14 protein-coding genes are annotated in these 17,811 nt (G+C 43.3%); 2 read left to right on the plus strand and 12 right to left on the minus strand.

The features are described from left to right. Positions 1-82 precede the first annotated feature (82 nt). Positions 83-1,081, plus strand: a complete 999-nt coding sequence (locus RH88_RS19895) for an endonuclease/exonuclease/phosphatase family protein (RefSeq protein WP_005599415.1) — start codon at positions 83-85, stop codon at positions 1,079-1,081. A 28-nt stretch (positions 1,082-1,109) separates the two neighbouring features. Here the strand turns inward: RH88_RS19895 and RH88_RS19900 are convergent, their stop codons facing one another. The 8 genes from RH88_RS19900 to RH88_RS19935 all read right to left on the minus strand — a co-directional run bounded on the left by RH88_RS19900 (position 1,110) and on the right by RH88_RS19935 (position 8,702). Further along, the gene (locus tag RH88_RS19900) at positions 1,110-1,550 is read right to left on the minus strand and encodes a YeeE/YedE family protein (RefSeq protein WP_005599416.1); all 441 of its coding nucleotides are present in this window, start codon (positions 1,548-1,550) and stop codon (positions 1,110-1,112) included. A gap of 10 nt (positions 1,551-1,560) precedes the next feature. Next, positions 1,561-1,977, minus strand: a complete 417-nt coding sequence (locus RH88_RS19905; protein WP_005599417.1) for a YeeE/YedE family protein — start codon at positions 1,975-1,977, stop codon at positions 1,561-1,563. 334 nt (positions 1,978-2,311) lie between these two features. Further along, positions 2,312-3,373 carry a S41 family peptidase gene (locus tag RH88_RS19910; protein WP_005599418.1) on the minus strand — a complete coding sequence of 354 codons (1,062 nt, stop codon included), beginning with the start codon at positions 3,371-3,373 and terminating at the stop codon, positions 2,312-2,314. Between the two features lie 183 nt (positions 3,374-3,556). Continuing rightward, positions 3,557-4,075, minus strand: a complete 519-nt coding sequence (locus RH88_RS19915; RefSeq protein ID WP_174269674.1) for a lipocalin family protein — start codon at positions 4,073-4,075, stop codon at positions 3,557-3,559. A gap of 439 nt (positions 4,076-4,514) precedes the next feature. Then, a complete protein-coding gene (gene phaC / locus RH88_RS19920) occupies positions 4,515-6,299 on the minus strand; it encodes a class I poly(R)-hydroxyalkanoic acid synthase (protein ID WP_005599423.1) in 1,785 nt (594 codons plus the stop codon). Between the two features lie 59 nt (positions 6,300-6,358). Beyond that, positions 6,359-6,706 carry a phasin family protein gene (locus RH88_RS19925; RefSeq protein ID WP_005599424.1) on the minus strand — a complete coding sequence of 116 codons (348 nt, stop codon included), beginning with the start codon at positions 6,704-6,706 and terminating at the stop codon, positions 6,359-6,361. Between the two features lie 25 nt (positions 6,707-6,731). Continuing rightward, on the minus strand, positions 6,732-7,946 hold the full coding sequence (locus tag RH88_RS19930) for an acetyl-CoA C-acetyltransferase (protein ID WP_005599426.1): 1,215 nt from the start codon (positions 7,944-7,946) through the stop codon (positions 6,732-6,734). A 15-nt stretch (positions 7,947-7,961) separates the two neighbouring features. Then, a complete protein-coding gene (locus RH88_RS19935; RefSeq protein ID WP_005599427.1) occupies positions 7,962-8,702 on the minus strand; it encodes an SDR family oxidoreductase in 741 nt (246 codons plus the stop codon). Between the two features lie 987 nt (positions 8,703-9,689). Between RH88_RS19935 and RH88_RS19940 the strand changes: the two genes are divergently transcribed. Beyond that, positions 9,690-10,457, plus strand: a complete 768-nt coding sequence (locus tag RH88_RS19940) for a TetR/AcrR family transcriptional regulator (protein ID WP_005599428.1) — start codon at positions 9,690-9,692, stop codon at positions 10,455-10,457. Positions 10,458-10,604: 147 nt separating this feature from the next. On the opposite strand, the gene tssM is transcribed toward RH88_RS19940, so the two are convergent. From tssM to RH88_RS19960, 4 genes are read right to left on the minus strand one after another with little or no spacing between them, the layout of a single operon-like run. Further along, positions 10,605-14,153, minus strand: a complete 3,549-nt coding sequence (gene tssM, locus RH88_RS19945) for a type VI secretion system membrane subunit TssM (protein ID WP_040758044.1) — start codon at positions 14,151-14,153, stop codon at positions 10,605-10,607. Between the two features lie 17 nt (positions 14,154-14,170). Then, on the minus strand, positions 14,171-15,568 hold the full coding sequence (gene tssA, locus RH88_RS19950) for a type VI secretion system protein TssA (RefSeq protein WP_005599430.1): 1,398 nt from the start codon (positions 15,566-15,568) through the stop codon (positions 14,171-14,173). Positions 15,569-15,577: 9 nt separating this feature from the next. Next, positions 15,578-16,231, minus strand: a complete 654-nt coding sequence (vasI, locus tag RH88_RS19955) for a type VI secretion system-associated protein VasI (RefSeq protein WP_005599434.1) — start codon at positions 16,229-16,231, stop codon at positions 15,578-15,580. Beyond that, positions 16,228-17,811 (minus strand): sigma-54 interaction domain-containing protein, encoded by a 1,584-nt coding sequence (locus RH88_RS19960; RefSeq protein ID WP_005599435.1) that lies wholly within the window; start codon positions 17,809-17,811, stop codon positions 16,228-16,230. Before RH88_RS19960 ends, vasI begins: the two co-directional genes overlap by 4 nt.

Here is a 17,811-nt window from a genome sequence, read left to right on the forward strand (position 1 = left end):
ATTGATTTAGATCAATAAATATAAGTTAGAGAGCAATAACAAATCGATCTTAATGGCATAGATCTCAGATACAAAGAAAAGCGTGAAAATTGCATTTTTTTCGCTTTTAAACTTGATTTTTTGCGAGGGCTTGTCGGATATGGCTTGGCTAAAATTTTATGAGAAATCTTTAATGAATTGTGCTGTGAAATGTCACATTTTGCTATATGTAGTGGTTTTATACGCACAACCAACACTAGCGCAACAAGAGATTAAAATTTCGACATGGAACATGGAGTGGCTAGATATCAAGGGAAATAAGCGTTTCAAACCATCATTGCGATCAAACGCTGATTTTAGCAAAATGTCTTACTATTTCCGTCAGATCGACACTCCAATCCTTGCATTTCAAGAGGTTTCGAGTAAAGCAGCAATCCAGCGCGTCGTGGGAGAGAACTATACGATCTATTTGTCGGATCGAAGCGATGCTAAGAACCAGCACTTACAGTTTAACGATATCAACCAATACACTGGATTTGCGGTAAAGAATGGACTTTCGGTTTCCGATCCGAGTGACTTTTCTCTGTTGGGTGACAAGCGTCGAGATAAGCTTAGATTCGCCAGTTACATCGTTCTACACGATCGCTTCAAGCAACCCGTTCATCTGCTAAGTCTTCATCTAAAAGCACGGTGCAGCGGTCAGTATAAGTCAAACGACAACTGCAAGACGCTGAAACAACAGGGCGTAGAGTTAAACCGTTGGATTCTGCAACGTGAACAAAGAAAGCAGCCCTATATTATCAGTGGCGATTTCAACCATAATCTCGCCTACCCTAACGATTGGTTATGGAAAGAGATAGCTCGGTATTCCCAAGCACACCTTTCTACGCGCAACGTCAATGCAGATTGTATTGTTCGCAGTCGCAACAAGCCGAGTCGTACCCATCAATTCCGCTCGCTTATCGATCACATCGTGGTTAGCCACCACTTTGTCATTGATAGTGCTAAGCAGGATTTATTTGCTCGCGATGACATTTTGCGATATCAACTTAGCGATCATTGCCCATTATCAATAACATTGAGCGCAGTGAATAGTCACTAGGCTATTCACTGCGCTCAGCAGCAAGGGGTTAACCACTATGTGTAGATTTAACGAAATAACGTTTGGCTAACTGAGAACCAACGAACATCGATATCAAAAACAGTGGGATCGCAGCATTGCCGTAGAATAGACTGGCAACAGCAGGCCCAGGACAGATGCCGGCAATCCCCCAGCCAAGACCAAAAATCGCAGCGCCTGTAAGCAGTTTCCAATCAATATCTTTATTGACAGGTAAACAGTATAAGTCACCACTTAAACTTTCTTTTCGTGGTTTGATCAACAGAAAGTAACTCGGTAAAAACACCAAGAGAGCTCCACCCATAACAAAAGCTAAGCTTGGATCCCACTGACCAGTAATATCAAGGAATGCAATCACTTTTGCCGGGTCAATCATGCCAGACAATGCCATACCCAAACCAAAGAGTAAGCCACTTAACAATGGAGCGGTCATCGCAACTGATCTATTCATCATTACCTCATCACAATACATGCAGACGAACATAGACCGTCAAAGCCGCAACGATCATAAAAACGCTAGTAGCAACAATCGAACGCTTCGATAAACGGCCAATTCCACAAATACCGTGACCGCTGGTGCAACCATTTCCGACGAAGGTCCCAATACCAACCAACAAGCCCGCGATGGCATAAAGCCATAGTCCGGTATTTGCTAATGCGGGTCTAGCGACACCAAGCCAGTTCAGCGCAACAACTCCACCAATCATCATGCCGGCTAAGAAGAGGATACGCCATGCACGCTCTCCTGCATTTGGACTCACAACACCATTGAGAATGCCGCTAATACCCGCGACTTTGCCATTAATTAACAACAGCAACACTGCAGATATACCCAATAGCATGCCTCCGAATAACGATAACCAAGGTACTTCGTACATCACAGTCAATCCTTTGCTTAATTTTTAAACTGATACATTAGATAATACTTATATAAGATGTTAAGTCAAACCAAAATAAGCAATTGCTAATATAAATATACTACGGGGAGAACTGGCGATTTGTCATGTCTTTTCCGTAATGACTACCGTATCGTGACTGAAGCATAATGACCGCTATACAACTCACGTAACATAACTAACGGCACAGATATAAAGCACGATCAGGAAGAACGACAACGATGAACTGAGTGAAAATAAGATTAACACTTCTAATGAAGCGTATTTGACATGAATATAGAAGGCATACAAGACGAACCGAAGATAACGAATCTAACTAAGGCATCATGCTGCGTTTAAGCGTAAGATAAGCGTGAGAAACCAACGATTTTCCCTCCATACGAACAAATACATCCGGGGCTAATCCAGAGTTATCAATTGGCCCATACTGATACCACACTCGCTTCTGACTCGGGATCAAAACTTGATACCCGTCCCCCACTCCTATCGGATAAGTTACCGCCTCTCCATAATCAAGCGCACCTTTAGTATGAGTGCCCATCACTGTGACGTGAGAGTTTGAACGGGCGGCAATCACGAACTCTTCTGCGGCATTCGCCACTTCATCATCAATTAACAAATAGATGGTGTGTAAATTCGGTAGGATGAGGTCACTGTTTACCGTTGGCCATAAATACTCTATCCATGTATTTGGATATGCGTCCATTTGATTGAGCAGCTTAGTATACATCGCATTGACCTTAGGTAACTGCACGGAGTCTACTTGTTCTAAGCGTTGTTGATAATGTGTTTTGTTAGCAGGTGATGCCAAAACATGCCAGCGCGAGAGGTATTCTTCGGAACCAATTAACGCCAACCATTGACGCATCGCAATAAAACTCTCACCTTGATTACCACGAACATCAATGATCATCCCTTCCGCCGCGTGCAACTGCTGCCGATTTCGGTGGATAAATTCAGATAGGCTCTGCTGGGCGGAATCGTCAAACATCGGTAAACGGACATGTGCGACGTCAGAGGACAACCAATCAATACTCGCTTGAGCGGCCTTTATTTCTGTCATCGCGATTTTTTTGTCTCGGTGTTGCTCAGCAGATTCAATGGGTAGAATTTCTAAGTGTGGATCAGCAAAAATAGTCAGCCAATTGGACAGTTCAGCAAAACAATCTATCGCCGGGTTATATTGAATTCTTTCTCGTGTTCTTTCCTGTGCTAGCTCGACATCTTGACGAGCGACGTCGGCATAACCTGCATAATTCTCTTCAACTAATCGAGTTAACTCGCGGAACTCATGCTGACATGCAACTTGGGCCGAAATAGTATGACTAAAGGCCACACTAAGAGTGGATAATAACGTCAAGCCGAATATCTGCCGCATTGGTTCCTCATGACTTTCGTTGATTGGTAAAATACATCGGATAAAGAGCAGCTTGAGTCATGCATCTCATTCAATTGAATACGCTAGTATTCTATAGCTATGCTTTTACTGATTATGCTTTTATTGATTAAACACATAACTCATCAGCACTCTCCGGCCTGATGACTCCACTTATTGTGTTACTTATTGATCTTGTTTTACAAAAATTAACTCGTCTGTATCAAAGCCCAATGCGTGTGCTTTATGACGGAATTGATTCTTTAACTCTTCACTAACCGTTGGCGTTCGAGAGAGCAGCCAAAGATAGTCATAACTTGGGCCTGAAACAAACGCATACTGATAGCCATCTTTATCCAGTTCAAAAATGACGTAAGAGCTATAAAAAGGCCCAAAGAAGGAAACTTGTAAGTAGCCTTGATCATCTTGATTAACAAAAAATGCCTGACCGCTAGCTTCGACCCATTCGCGCTCATCAGGATCATAACCACGATTTCTTACCGATATTCCGCCATTGGGTAGCTTAAGATAGTCTGCTGAAACCTGCTCAAGCCCTTCTTCAAAGGAATGATCAAGACGTGCGATCTCATACCAAGTCCCTAAATAGCGATTGAGATCAAAGTCATCAACCGGCTTAACCGTATCTGGCATACCCAAACATCCATTAAGTAATGACAGACTGACCAGAGCAAGAATCCACTTTATTGATTTTTCACAGTAACTAAATAGCCTAGATGATACTTCATTAAACAAGACCAAGTGAAATAACTCCCTATACCACACTAAGTCGTCATCGTAATTGCGACGATGATGCCGACTAAACGATGAACTAAACAACTAACCGTCCTACACGTATTGGTTACTATCAAGCGTTAAGCAAATGAAAGCCATTGTTAAGTTTGGAATTTGCCGCCCAACAGCGCAAAATGAGAGATGGCTTAAATTATCGTCCACGACTATTGGTTATTTGGTGACTAATTTTGCTTCTAAGTCGATTTATTAAATATCGCTCTTCTCCTTCAAAAGAGAGTTAATTTGAAGTACAAGTTACCGAAAACGAAAGAATTCCAATAAGAAAAGGGGCACGAAGCCCCTTTAAGATCAAACATAGATGTTGACGATCGTTTATCAACAACCGTGCCGATTAGGCCATTTCTTCCTGCTCAATCGGCAACACTTGTTTTACATACTGGCCCGGGGCTTTTTCTATCGCCGGGAATTGTTCATTCCCTTGCGGATAAGGCTCTACCTGTTCGTCAGGATTAAAACCTAATAGCCATTCATGCCAATGATTCCACCAAGAACCTTCATGATGATCGGCATTAGCCAGCCACTCTTCTGCGTTCTCATCAAGGCTATCATTCGTCCAGTAACCATACTTGTTTTTGGCCGGATGGTTGACGATTCCTGCAATGTGTCCAGACTCACCAAGAACGAAAGTTTTGTTACCGCCCACATTGAGCGCACCACGGTATGTCCCTTGCCAAAGAGCAATATGATCTTCTTTTGCTGAAATAAAATAGCTTGGGATTTTGATCTTATCCAAATCAATCCACACACCACCAATCTTGACCCCTTTGTCTTGAACCAGCTTGTTTTCAAGATAAAGTTCACGCAACATAAAGTTGTGTGTTGGCGCGGCAACATTGGTGCTATCGCTATTCCAGTACAACAAATCAAAATCTACCGGACTGACCCCTTTTAGATAGTTGTCAACGTAGTAATTCCAGTACAGACTGTTCTCACGAAGTAAGCTGAACGTTACGCTCAATGAACGTCCATCCATATAGCCTTTCGCGTTATTCTGAACTTCAATTGCGTTAATTACTGACTCATTAATGTATGCGCCAACTTCTCCAGGCTGAGCAAAATCAAGTAACGTAGTAAAGAAGCTGGCACTCTTAATACGTTTTTTCATTCGCTTCGCGGCGTAGTAAGCAATGGTCGACGCGAGTACCGTGCCACCAATACAATAACCAGCTGCGTTAATTTGCGATTGCCCCGTAATATCCTCGATCGCTGATACGGCTTTAGCGACCCCTTCTGTTACGTAATCACCAAACTCAACTTTATGTTGTGCTTGCCCTGGGTTACGCCACGAGATCATAAATACACTATGCCCCTGCTCTAAGAGCCAACGAACCATTGAGTTCTTTTCACGGAGATCTAGGATGTAGTATTTATTCACGAAAGGAGGAACGATGAGGAGCGGTGTCGCATGCACTTGTTTAGTCAGTGGACGGTACTGGATTAGCTCAAAAAGATCATTTCGATAAACGACATCCCCTTGAGTGTTGGCTACATCATCACCAAGACGGAAAGCGTTATTGTTGGTCATACGGACCTTCAATATGTCTGCACTCGAGTCTAAGTCATGCTTAAATTGATCCAAGCCAGCAAGCAGATTTTCGCCGTTTTGTTCAATTGTCAGTTTAAGTAGGTCAGGATTGGTCGCGATGAAATTGCTCGGTGACATTGCATTGAGGGCTTGTCTGGAAAAGAACGTTAGACGTTCTTTGGCTTTTTCATCCACGCCTTCGACGCTATCGATGGTTTCTAAATATGTTTTGCTGAACAGTAGATATGACTGTTTAATGAAGTTGAAAACCAACTCATTTTGCCAACTTTCACTACTGAAGCGCTTGTCGCCTTTCTCTGCCGCCACGATAGATTCCGTGTTGCCAGTCAACGCCACACTTTGCCAGATTTCAAGCTGCTGCTTCCACCATTTCGCTTGAATTTCGAGCAAAACCGTCGGTTGATTTGCAGCATTTTCTAACAATTTTGCCGTGTCTTCGAAGTTAACTTCTTGCATGGCTTTATTAAGCGGCGTATTTGCGGACGCCCTGTTTAGTTCGAGATCTTTCCACCACTGTTGATTGGATTCCTGGAGCTTCACAAGGTAGTCCGAAAAGAAGTGTTGAAACATAATGCAACTCCTATGATCGGAAAAAGCCGCCTTAATCGATAAGGCGGCAAAGTCAGTGGTTATGCTGGAGTCACTGTCTTAAGGTTTTCCGAAGTGAGTTGCTCAACATCATCTTTAAACTCTTGAGCAATTGATTGAAGCTTAGTGCTGTCATTAGTCATTTGCTGAGAGAGCTTAGATAATACATTAAGCTGCTGGCTATTGAATGCCGTTAGAGACGTCACATCTCTTACTTCACCCGCTGCTTTCATCTGCGTTAGGCCCATTTCGCTGTAAGTGCGAATAGCATTCAGTTGAAGCTCCGTAAGAACTTCCACATTCTTAGTGACAAGCTTATTGAATTTTACGTACGGCTCTAGGGTTTTTTCAGTTTGATCGCTAAAGTTTTTGAAAAAGTCTGTATACATGACTAACACTCCTAAGTGATTGATATTAATTCCATTTGATTGATTTAACGATGACAGCGGTACCCATACCTCCGCCAACACATAGAGATGCAACGCCATACTGGCCGTTACTTCGATTTAATTCATGAATCAGTGATACTAAAATTCGATTGCCCGATGCCCCCAAAGGATGACCAAGCGCAATAGCGCCACCATTAGGATTTGCTTTGTCAAGGATGCTGTTGACCGGGACGTTATGCTCTTCGGCAAGGCGATGAATAACCCCCAACGCTTGCGCAGCAAAGGCTTCGTTCAATTCATAGCAATCAATGTCATCTGTCGCTAACTCTGCTTTGGTAAGAGCTTTTGTGACTGCCGGAACAGGGCCTAAGCCCATAATTTTCGGATCTAAGCCAGCTTGAGCATAGCTCACGACTTCTGCAAGAGGCTTTAGGTTGTGTTGCTTAACAGCACTTTCACTCGCAAGAATCACTGCACTCGCACCATCATTAAGACCCGACGCATTGCCTGCCGTAACCGAACCTTCTTTATCAAAAGCAGGTCTGAGTTTTTGTAAACTCTCTAGCGTCGCGTTTGCTTTCGGATATTCATCAGTATCGAATACTAGCGTCTCACGACGAACCTTGACTTCAACCGGTGCGATCTCTGCTTTAAAGTTCCCACCTTCAATCGCCGCAACCGCCTTCATCTGACTGGCCAAGGCATATTGATCTTGCTGCTCACGCGTAATACCGACTTCTTTGGCGACATTTTCTGCCGTCACACCCATATGGTATTGATTAAACACATCCGTGAGGCCATCGTTAATAAGCAAATCCGTCAGAGCCATATTTCCCATCTTATGACCATCTCGGATTTGGCTTGGCACGATGAATGGGATTTGAGACATCACTTCAACTCCAGCGGCGACGATGATGTCACCATCCCCAGAGCGAATATGGCTGATCGCATCCATCACGGTTTTCATGCCACTCCCACACACCATGTTTAGGGTGTATGCAGGTGTCGTTTCAGGAATGCCTGCAAACATAGCGGCTTGGCGACCAACACTCATGCCCTGGCCTGCACCAATAACGTTACCGACGATAACTTCATCGATGAATTCATTATTAATCTGGCTCTGTTCCAGTGCTGCTTTAATCGCTACTGCTGCAAGATTTCCCGCATCTGTGTTTTTTAGCGCCCCACCGAAAGAGCCAATTGCGGTACGTTTTGCCGCAACGATATAGACTTTTTCCATTATCAATACTCCTTGTTATTGCATATGCAAGCCGCCATTTACCGACAAGGTTTCCCCTGTGATATAGGCACCTGCGTCACTAACAAGGAAGCTAACGGCTTGAGCAATCTCCTCAGGCTCAGCCAAACGACTCATTGGGATTTGGTTCTTGATAAACTCCAGCGCCTCAGGCTTCATCATTTCAACCATAGGTGTCATCGTGTAACCAGGTGCGACAACATTAACCGTCACGCCACTACGAGCACCTTCGGCAGCAAGCGCTTTACTGAAACCGATCATGCCGGCCTTCGCTGCACTGTAGTTAGTTTGGCCGAACTGACCTTTGATTCCGTTAACCGAAGAGATATTCACAACACGCCCACCACCCTTTTCACACATTGCGGCAAACAGAGGTTGAGTAACATTGAAAACACTATTTAGGTTAGTCTCGATAACTTCTTTCCAAGCATCCGCGGTCATTTTTTTAAACACGCCATCGCGTGTAATGCCTGCGTTATTGATCACGACGTCAATCGTTCCCTCTTCAGTCAGCAACGTCGCAAGACGGTCGGCACACTCTGCAGTATTGGTCACGTCTAGTTCAAACAGACGTACCTGATCTTCTGTAAAGTGTTTTTCTGCAAACCATTTTTGCGCACATCCCAACTTGCCCGTGTAATAAGTCGCAATTACACGGTAGCCATCAGCGACCAGTTGTGAGGAAATAGCAGATCCAATTCCGCCTTTAGATCCTGTGATCAAAGCGATCTTTTTCATCAATAGACTCCATTCTTAACAGCAAGGTAAATAGACAAAACTATTTTCAAATATCAAACATTTAATTAGTTCAACAGGTGAATTTGTCATCCAGTCAATATCTATGCATCGACTTGTTCTATTAATTAAAACTAATCCGGAATTATGACACTTCAAATAAATCGCAATATTATTTACATAAAGTTGAGGAAGATCCCATAAGGAATGAAATGTTGTATTACTGTTAAATTGATTTATGCCATTGATTTACAATAACTATTTAAATGTCAGATTTGTAATTTGTTCTACAAGCACTTGAATAGCCAATGATTTATGATTTTCCATTTTGTTTTCATTAAATAATATCAATAACTTACAAAATGACCGCTATTTGATAGAAATATTAAATAAATAATATAAACAATAAAGCTCGATTTAGACTTTAGTCGCACCATTTAAATAACATTAATATCAACAAAAGCAGCAAATCCATATATTTAATGGATTTTTAATCGCAATATATCTATTCGACGAAAGTCGCAACCAAAAGAAATACCATAAAAATAAATGGCAGGGTGAAAGGTACAAAAAACCCAGCAACATGTGCTGGGTTGGCAAAAACAAATCAATTATTCCTTGGCAGTGGATTGATTCGAGTGGTAGTGACCTACGACGTAAACAATGATCAAACCCACATTTTATATGTAAGGCTCTCTTTGTTGCCTAGTCCACCTAGCCAAATAAACATTTCAAATCAGTAAGACACAAGCACAACATTCACTACCCGCCTCTTCTTAGACTAAGAATCGAACAAATATAGTGCCATTTTTACAGCTGAAGTCAGCTTGTTACTCATGGGGAACTCACCCTTACTACACAGTTGTGCAGTATATTTAATTTTATTTTGAGATCAACGTTTATTTTCCACGTGGTCAATAAACTAATCTTAATGAAATCTTAGAGAATTTCTGGTAAAAGTACGCGGTTAGTTAGGGTTGGTAATTACGAATGACCGAAAGAAAACAAGGGCGTCGAAGTGCACAAGACGCTGAGAACACCAAACGACAAATTATGATGGTTGCGGCCGATATGTTTTGTACACTCGGCTATGAAAGAGTGTCGCTGCGCAATATCAGTGAGCAAGCTGGCGTTTCACACAGTTTGATCCGCCACCACTTTGGCAGTAAAGAAAAAATTTGGCATGCCATTAGTGATGAACTGCATAAGTTTATGGGTAGTTATCTACATACCATCATCGATAACCTACCGAATCAAGCACCCGCTAATGAACGGCTTTATCTGTTTTCAGTTCGTTTACTCGCACATATGTTGATGTTTAAACAACCAATACAGCTCATCGCTGATGCCGTGCGTCAAGAAGATGCCTTATTTGACTACTTTATAGACCGTTCTGGCCAATTAGAAGCGCTGGTGAATAATATGGCCGAAGAATACAACCATTCGTTCCCGGAAACGCCGGTGAAAGTATGGGAAATAAAGTGGCAAATGATCATGTATGCGCATGGGGCTGCCAGCCTAACACCTTTTTTAAGTGAAACTTGGTCAGATGAAACTGATGACATCAATCAATGCCTACTCAATCACTGGCAGATGTTTAATCAAATCACCGCCACGCGCTTCCAAATCGCACCAGATAAGCGCTTAAACCCTGTAAGTGTCGCTGATTTGATTTACCCAACTGAATGCTTCGATCCTGCACAAGTGATCAAGGGTTGCGACAGGCAAGAGAACAGTACTGATAGCGGCGAAGAATAGCGTATTACTGACCCGATTATTGCCAAACGTCAAACGCCGCTACTCCTTAAAGGACAGCGGCGTTTCCATTTGCATGCATGTCGCAGTCGCTGCCCATTAATTGATGTAAGTCATCAAGTGATCGTCATATCACTCGATGACCTTATTTCAGTACAACGTTTTAGATAATTTAAACGACTTAAACAGTCGCTCGGTAAACGGATTGATATCCGCCTCCGAATTGAGTCGATAAATCATCTGCCCACCATCCACTGAGAATTTAAAGTCAACGGATGTTGCACTTGCGCCTACCACCTCCCCTTGCTCGAGTAGACGGAAAAATGCCCAAGGCCCGCGGATATTAATACTACGAGGTGAGATGTTGTTTTTGCTTGGCACCAATGTCACTTTAGACACCGCTGAGTCACGGAACGTATTAGGCCAAATGAACTCAACACTGTCCCTTGGCCCATGATTATAGGACAAGTATTGCCCATCAACATTGAGCACACTGCGACGTTTATCGCCACTGAGCAGTAATGGCTCAACAGAGAAACTGACATCGAGTACCCCTTTTCGATTGAAGAAAGCCTCTTGAATTCGTCTCGCCTGCTTTAGTTGATCAAGAACCTCTTTGCGTACAATTGATTTTCCGTTCGATCCTTCGTCGGTAAATACTGAGTTTTCTTCGACAAATACCTTCAACTGACTGTTATAAAAACTATCAAGCGTGCCATCGGGTGCAAAAAATGCTTCAAAATCGATAAATGAACTGTCTTTTTTCGATGCCGGATTAAATGGATAACGGCCCGCGAGTTTACGCTGATACTCTTTATAAACATCGTTGTGCCAACGAACTTCAAGGTGTTTGATCGCCTCTTGCTTCACCACATACCAACTTTCATCGGCCAGTTTTTCAAGCATCGTATTTAATGGCGCTGGTAATCCTGACGCAACTCGTTTGACGGTATATATTGGGTCAGCATTGACAAGTTTAACTCGTGCTTTACTCGCGTCTAAAGCAGCCATCCCGACATCTGGCGATTCTTTTATCGCTTTAACATAGCTGTGTAGTCCTTCTACCGCGGCAATCACTTCATTGATATAGGCCGGTTCATCGCCCACCGAACTCAACATGCTATTTAGTTCGGAGAACGGTGCATCAATTTGCGCGGCTACACGATATTTAGAGCTCTTTAACAACGCTTGTTGCGCCTCATCATCAGCGCCTACACGCGTGTACATTTGTGTATTGCTTTCCAATACACGTAACAATCGTTGAATCGGCTCTATGTTACCCGTTAGATTCTCCAGAACCGCACTCGCGTCATTGATATCATTGAAATAACGAATGTTTATCTCGTTAAGAGCAACACGCCATGTATTGGTGTAATCAGCAACATATAGGTTGCGCACTTTTTCACGTAACGCAACTTTATCGGCCTCGCTAAATTCAGCGGTCTTCGATAACCCAAGTACCCAACTATCAATCAATGCCAACTCAGAGATAGCCTCTGACTTTGGCATGAAGTACTCTTCAAATCCCTTTTTGGTCAACATTTGAGGAATATAAATGACACTGCTGTTGATGACTTGTTCTTCAAACACTACTCCAAACACGGGTCCAACAAGATTACGTAGGTTGATTGACGGTCCAAGTACCATCTGCGAATTTAACTTTAAGTTTTGGTAGACACGCTGATCATTAGGAATTGCACTTAGCTCAGTTTGCACTTTCGTAATAACATTGTCATAAGGGCGCAGAACGCGCTCTGCATCTTGGTTACCATTAATGCGATCAGCGGTCAAATCAGTATGCAACATTGCGTACTCTAGGTGTCCTTTTAAGGATGTCTGAATATCACGCTGGCCGGCAAACTCTTGCTGCCAATAATGGGTAAAGTAATCCAAAACATAGGTTTTATAACGGCCGCCTTTATCGACCATCATCCGATAGACTCGGAGTACCGCTAACTTATCTTCGTCCGTTTTAGCTCGATTGAGCTCAACAACAAGATCGGCCATCAGCAAAGGTAAAAATCGGTTTTCCAATAAATTCAAGTAAGTCTCTTCTACCATTGGCCCGATTGTATGGCCTTGATACAAACCAAAATCTGAAACGTATTTGGGCTTATCACGGAAGAAACCAAACTCTAATGTTGCTTCACGAATTTTATTGAGCGGTTCTAGCATTTCGAGTTGCGAGGTTGAATTAATATTGGCAGCCAACTCACCTTTATATTCATTTACTTTGGATAACACAGCGTCCGAATGTTCAATGTTATTCAAGTAGTAGCGATGCCAAGTACCCACCAGCAATACCGTCGCGATTGAGCAAGTCAGCACGGTTAAACCAATCACACGGCGATTATGCTTAGTCACCCGAACATTATCTGACGCCAAACCAGCTTCAGGATAAATCACGTTATTAAATAGCTTTTTGGTAAAGTAAACCGTTGAGTTTTTCGCTTGTTGCGCCTTATTTATTGCGTGCTCCAACCCATAGCGTCGTGAGGCCGCATCATCAAACGCGTTCGTCGGTACTCCTTGTTGATACACCGACGTAAAATAGACGCCACGAACCAACGCAGAAGTAGAAAACTGATCACTGGCAAGCGCCTCACTTAAGAACTTACAGAGGATTTCTTTTAGGCCAGAGATTTGGCGCGTAAAGCTATAGATCGCATTACGATCTTCTAATGTCATCGGCCCCGATACGGCATGAGGCAGAACATCATTGATACGCGTAATAAAGTCGCTATATTCAGCCGTAAACTCTTGCAACCAATTGTCCAGGTCATCGACTGAATCAAGTGAAAAGGTAAAACCCAACACCTCTTCACGTTGACTACGAGAATAGTGCTTAAAGAACGGTTCAAATCCTTGCAACAAGTCAAGCTTAGTCAATGTTATATAGACCGGAAGACGAGTTGACAATGTCTCCATTAATTCACGTAGACGAGCGCGCAATAGATTGGCATAAGCTTTTCGTTCGGTGGCGGTGGCGGTGGCTAAACGCGAAACATCGAGCGTTAGAACGATGCCATTTAGTGGTCTACGGTTACGTGTTCTCGCCAGCCATTGAACAAAGTGCAACCATAATCGGCGTTCCATCTCCCCATCATTATTTTCAGCATGATTTCCTTGAGTCAGTAATTCACCATCAGGATCAATCATTACCGATTCATCACCAATCCACCAATCGAACGAATATGGATTTTCGCTTTTCTGACCTGAAGCTCTCATCACCGATGAGAAAACATAATTCTGGCCGCTGCGGTTAATCAAACTGGTTTTACCCGCATTTTCGAGACCGAGAACAAGATACCAAGGCAAAGCGTACAAATAATCACGTTGTGGTAAACTTTCTTTCATGTTCACCATAACCTGATTAAGCTCTAACTCTTGTCGATCCTCATACGCTTTAATCGGATCTTGACGTAACCGTTCTTCATACTGTTTTTCAGCTTTAAAACCTTGCAAGTTTTTCCATTGCCAAATACCCCAAATCGCCAAAGCGCCCAGCGAGAATAAACAACTGGCTACCGCTCGTTCCATCACGGTGTCTAGTGGTAAATTCCCTTTAAATTCTAGCCACGGACCTGCCCACCAAATTGCTATATTCACAATAATGAATAGGCTAATCAGTAGAATAGGCATCGCTGCTGCGAGGCTTGGTTTAAGCATTCTCGCGATCCTAACTAAATATTTCCACATGGAGCTTTATCCTTCGTTTATTCTGACGTTGTATGCTTTTGTAATTGTTCGACCAATGAGGGTTCCCATTCATTGACGCTCATGGTGGCCACCTGTGAGTAAAGAGTTTGGTATTGCTCTTTTGCCATCGCATCAAGGTTATTGGCATTGAGTAAATTGGTTGATAGCAATCGCCAGTAGAATTTATCTCTTGGCTCTCGTGCCGCGATGAGTCCATCATTAAGCATGGAGAGTGCTACCGCTATACCCGCATCCTTCGCGAGCGTCATCGCCTCTTGCTCTTTTTCTTCCCAGTTACCAACTGTTGCTTGTTGACCACTCACATTTTGATGACTGAGCAGCCACTCTTTTGCCTTGTCGCTAACAAAAGGCTCACCACCTTTAAATTTCAATGAGAGTAAATCCGGCATACGCGAGACAAATTGCGCACATTCACTAAGAATTGCATCGCACCAAGTCGATTGACCTAGATTTTTAGCAATGTCGTAACTCATAAGCTGGCCTTCAAACCAGAATGGCGCCATCGTTAAGCTCTGTTCGACCTTCCGCCACAACTCAAGATCAGGTGCTCGCAGTTGATCGTGATACTCTTTAACGCGTTCTTGCATCATGCCACGCAACTGAGTTTCTCCATTGGCGTCATGCTCTGGTAATGACGCGATGCTTGACCAAACAGCGTATCGACGAACTCGAATTGCCAACGCAATACCGAACTCTTGCTCTGACAAAACATCTGCGACTTTCAGCAATGATTGTTTGGTCGCTTTGTCACTCGAACTGTCCACCGAAATAGCCTTTTGGCTAGACGCTATTGGTGCACTAACTACCTTCTCAGGTGCAGTTTGCTCGATACGTTCTCGTTCGACTGTTCGAGTCAATGCATTCGTAATTTTGGTTGCTAAGCTGGTGACAGAATCAGACATCAAATCAGCATTCTTGACAGATAAATGCCAAGACTCTAGCGCCTCTTTAAGTGTATTTCGCTCTTGTTTTTTAAACTGATCAAAATCCAATTTGTCGATGACCAGTGTAAATCGTTGTACTATTTGACTGAAAAATTTTCCTCTGGCGACACGCCCCTTTGGCCCGGGAGCCGGAAAACACTCTTCCCAATAAAGGAACATGAAGTCAGTCAGTAATTGCAATGACACCACAAAGCGTGACGGCGTCACCTTATTATGAAGGCATTGCAATAAAATAAGCAGTAACTTGAGATCTTTACTCTTCTCACTGAGCAGCGTGACCGTTGTTTGCTCGACTTCAGGCCATTGCACAGACGCATGTGACAGTGACCCTACTTTCATCATTTGATCTTCAACGAAATCAAATAACGGGTCATCACTCAATCGTTCACCTACGGGGCTATCTCCCTTGATTGGCTGGCTAATAGATTGGCGATAATCGGCTATTTCCATAATGTTTCCTTACCAACCACAGCGGGTACGTAGTGCTGTCAGTGAAGATGAAAGTTCATTTGCATCAAACCGCAAACCATCGACGATTCTTGAATTTGAGCGCAATACCAACCTTGGTTGCTTAGCCATCGCCTTCATCATGTTAATTGCCGGAATACCTCGTCCAGAGGAAAACAACAAGCCAGTATCATCACTTCGCCAGGATTGTGCCTGCATATCAAGTATTGAAATATTGACTTGAGAATCATCGATAGCACTTGGAAATGCCAGTTCAACGCGACTTAGGTTATCGATGCAACTCATCACCAAAATCGGTTTGGCATTGTCTGAAAAAGCCGTTTTGTCATTAAGGGCAACCAAGGTGACCCAAGCATTGCCACGCTCGGAAGTCCCCTCAGCTGTCAAATGACTCGAATCACCGGATTGATACTGACTAAAGCTGTCGAATGCTCGCTGCCAAGAATCAGGGACATCCGGTCTTGATACTTGGGTTAGAACATCCGGTGTCGGCGTTTGAAATAATGTGTCAAAACAGGCAAGTCGTTCTAGTCTTGCGCTGATTGTGCCGCATTGTTCAGCTTGAGCGAGTCGCACATCAGATGCATTCGCAATGCCAAATGAACACAAATAGAAAATCACGATAGAAAACCAAAGTCGTATCATGGTGTTTTTATCTCCAACTTTTGGCATTTGTAAGCCAAAGTACGCTTAGGAATACCCAAGCTTTCCGCTGTTTTTGCGCGATCTCCTGAAAATTGCTTGAGTCGGTCTCGGATAATATGCAGCTCAAATTCGTTAACGGTTTGCTTTAAGTTATTAACGTGATCAGGATTGAAATGGATACCCTGTACTTCGGAAGTTTTCTCGCCAATTTCCGTTTTAACAACAGGGTTAAATTGTGAGGTTACTGGTGATACTCCGTTCGACAGTCGATGCTCGAAGCAACTGGCTTCAATCTGTGTTCCATCTGGAGTTTGCGCACAAGCAAATTCAATCAAATGTTTAAGCTCTCGAACATTGCCAGGGAAATCATATTGGCATAAGCGGTCAACGGCTTTGTAATCAAGCCCGCGAATGTGAGTATTATGTTGACGGTTAAACAAATCGACAAAATGTTGGCTCAGCAGTTCTATATCGCCCAACTTCATCGCAAGGCGAGGCAAAGTAACGGGGTATTGCAGTAACCGATAATAGAGATCTTGACGAAACTCACGTTGACGCACCTGTTGTAAGAGATTTACGTGTGTCGCTGAGACAAGACGAAAATCTGACGTCTGTTCTTGTTTCCCACCCACAGGACGGAACAAACGTGACTCAAGCACGCGCAGTAGCTTAGATTGAAGATTCAAAGGCATATCGCCAATTTCATCGAGAAATAATGTGCCGCCATCCGCTTGAGCGATCAAACCTAACTTATCTTTTTCCGCTCCGGAAAAGGCCCCTTTGCTGTAACCAAATAACTCACTTTCAAGTAAGTTTTCGGGTATAGCCGCACAATTGATCGCCACAAAAGGCCCCTTTCTGCGCGAAGAGTGTTCATGCACAGCTTGAGCAACGAGCTCTTTACCCGTCCCTGTTTCACCTTGAATCATCACCGATAACTGAGACGATGCCGCGTTGATGATTTGCTCGCGTAGCTTTATCATCGGCTCACTATCACCAATCAAGGTGGTCGACAACCGAGTTATGACACTGCGTCTTACATCATCTTGCTGTGCATCTGATAACGATTCAGACAGCACTTTTCGCCCCTGATTTTCACGCTGAATTTCGTTAAGCAATGACCATTGATGAGTAAAAACTTCAAGATATTTTACAAACTCAACCTGGTGGAATATTCCATCAACGATACGACTTTCACCAATCATAAGCAAAACAGATTGAACTTGTTCAACACCAACCGGTAGAGGATGAATGGCGACCTTATCCATCAAGCCGACCTGACGTGTTAATTCACTAAAATGGCGATTGGATCGCCAAAACGCCAGTTCATCAGATCCCAAACAAATCGGTTTTGCCGATTGTAAAACATGAGCAAAGGGACAATCAAAATCGGTCACAGACCAATTTAGTAGTGAGTTGCCCTCATGTGGCGTCAGCATGCGGCCATCAGAACTAGGGACGAGTAACATACAGACATCAAGCCCTAGCTCATTACGAATCGTTTCAATAAATCGACTCGCTAATTGATTTGGCTGCCGAGCCACAACGAGCTCCGTTGCATACACTAACCATTGAGTCAT

The sequence above is a fragment of the Vibrio scophthalmi LMG 19158 genome (assembly GCF_000222585.1).
Classification (GTDB): domain Bacteria; phylum Pseudomonadota; class Gammaproteobacteria; order Enterobacterales; family Vibrionaceae; genus Vibrio; species Vibrio scophthalmi.

Bases quoted from the DNA above. Each gene is read 5' to 3' on its own strand.
- RH88_RS19960 (WP_005599435.1), bottom strand. From the start codon at position 17,811: ATGACTCAATGGTTAGTGTATGCAACGGAGCTCGTTGTGGCTCGGCAG.
- RH88_RS19930 (WP_005599426.1), bottom strand. From the start codon at position 7,946: ATGGAAAAAGTCTATATCGTTGCGGCAAAACGTACCGCAATTGGCTCT.
- RH88_RS19940 (WP_005599428.1), top strand. From the start codon at position 9,690: ATGACCGAAAGAAAACAAGGGCGTCGAAGTGCACAAGACGCTGAGAAC.
- RH88_RS19935 (WP_005599427.1), bottom strand. From the start codon at position 8,702: ATGAAAAAGATCGCTTTGATCACAGGATCTAAAGGCGGAATTGGATCT.
- RH88_RS19905 (WP_005599417.1), bottom strand. From the start codon at position 1,977: ATGTACGAAGTACCTTGGTTATCGTTATTCGGAGGCATGCTATTGGGT.
- RH88_RS19900 (WP_005599416.1), bottom strand. From the start codon at position 1,550: ATGAATAGATCAGTTGCGATGACCGCTCCATTGTTAAGTGGCTTACTC.
- RH88_RS19925 (WP_005599424.1), bottom strand. From the start codon at position 6,706: ATGTATACAGACTTTTTCAAAAACTTTAGCGATCAAACTGAAAAAACC.
- tssA (WP_005599430.1), bottom strand. From the start codon at position 15,568: ATGGAAATAGCCGATTATCGCCAATCTATTAGCCAGCCAATCAAGGGA.
- vasI (WP_005599434.1), bottom strand. From the start codon at position 16,231: ATGATACGACTTTGGTTTTCTATCGTGATTTTCTATTTGTGTTCATTT.
- tssM (WP_040758044.1), bottom strand. From the start codon at position 14,153: ATGTGGAAATATTTAGTTAGGATCGCGAGAATGCTTAAACCAAGCCTC.
- RH88_RS19910 (WP_005599418.1), bottom strand. From the start codon at position 3,373: ATGCGGCAGATATTCGGCTTGACGTTATTATCCACTCTTAGTGTGGCC.
- phaC (WP_005599423.1), bottom strand. From the start codon at position 6,299: ATGTTTCAACACTTCTTTTCGGACTACCTTGTGAAGCTCCAGGAATCC.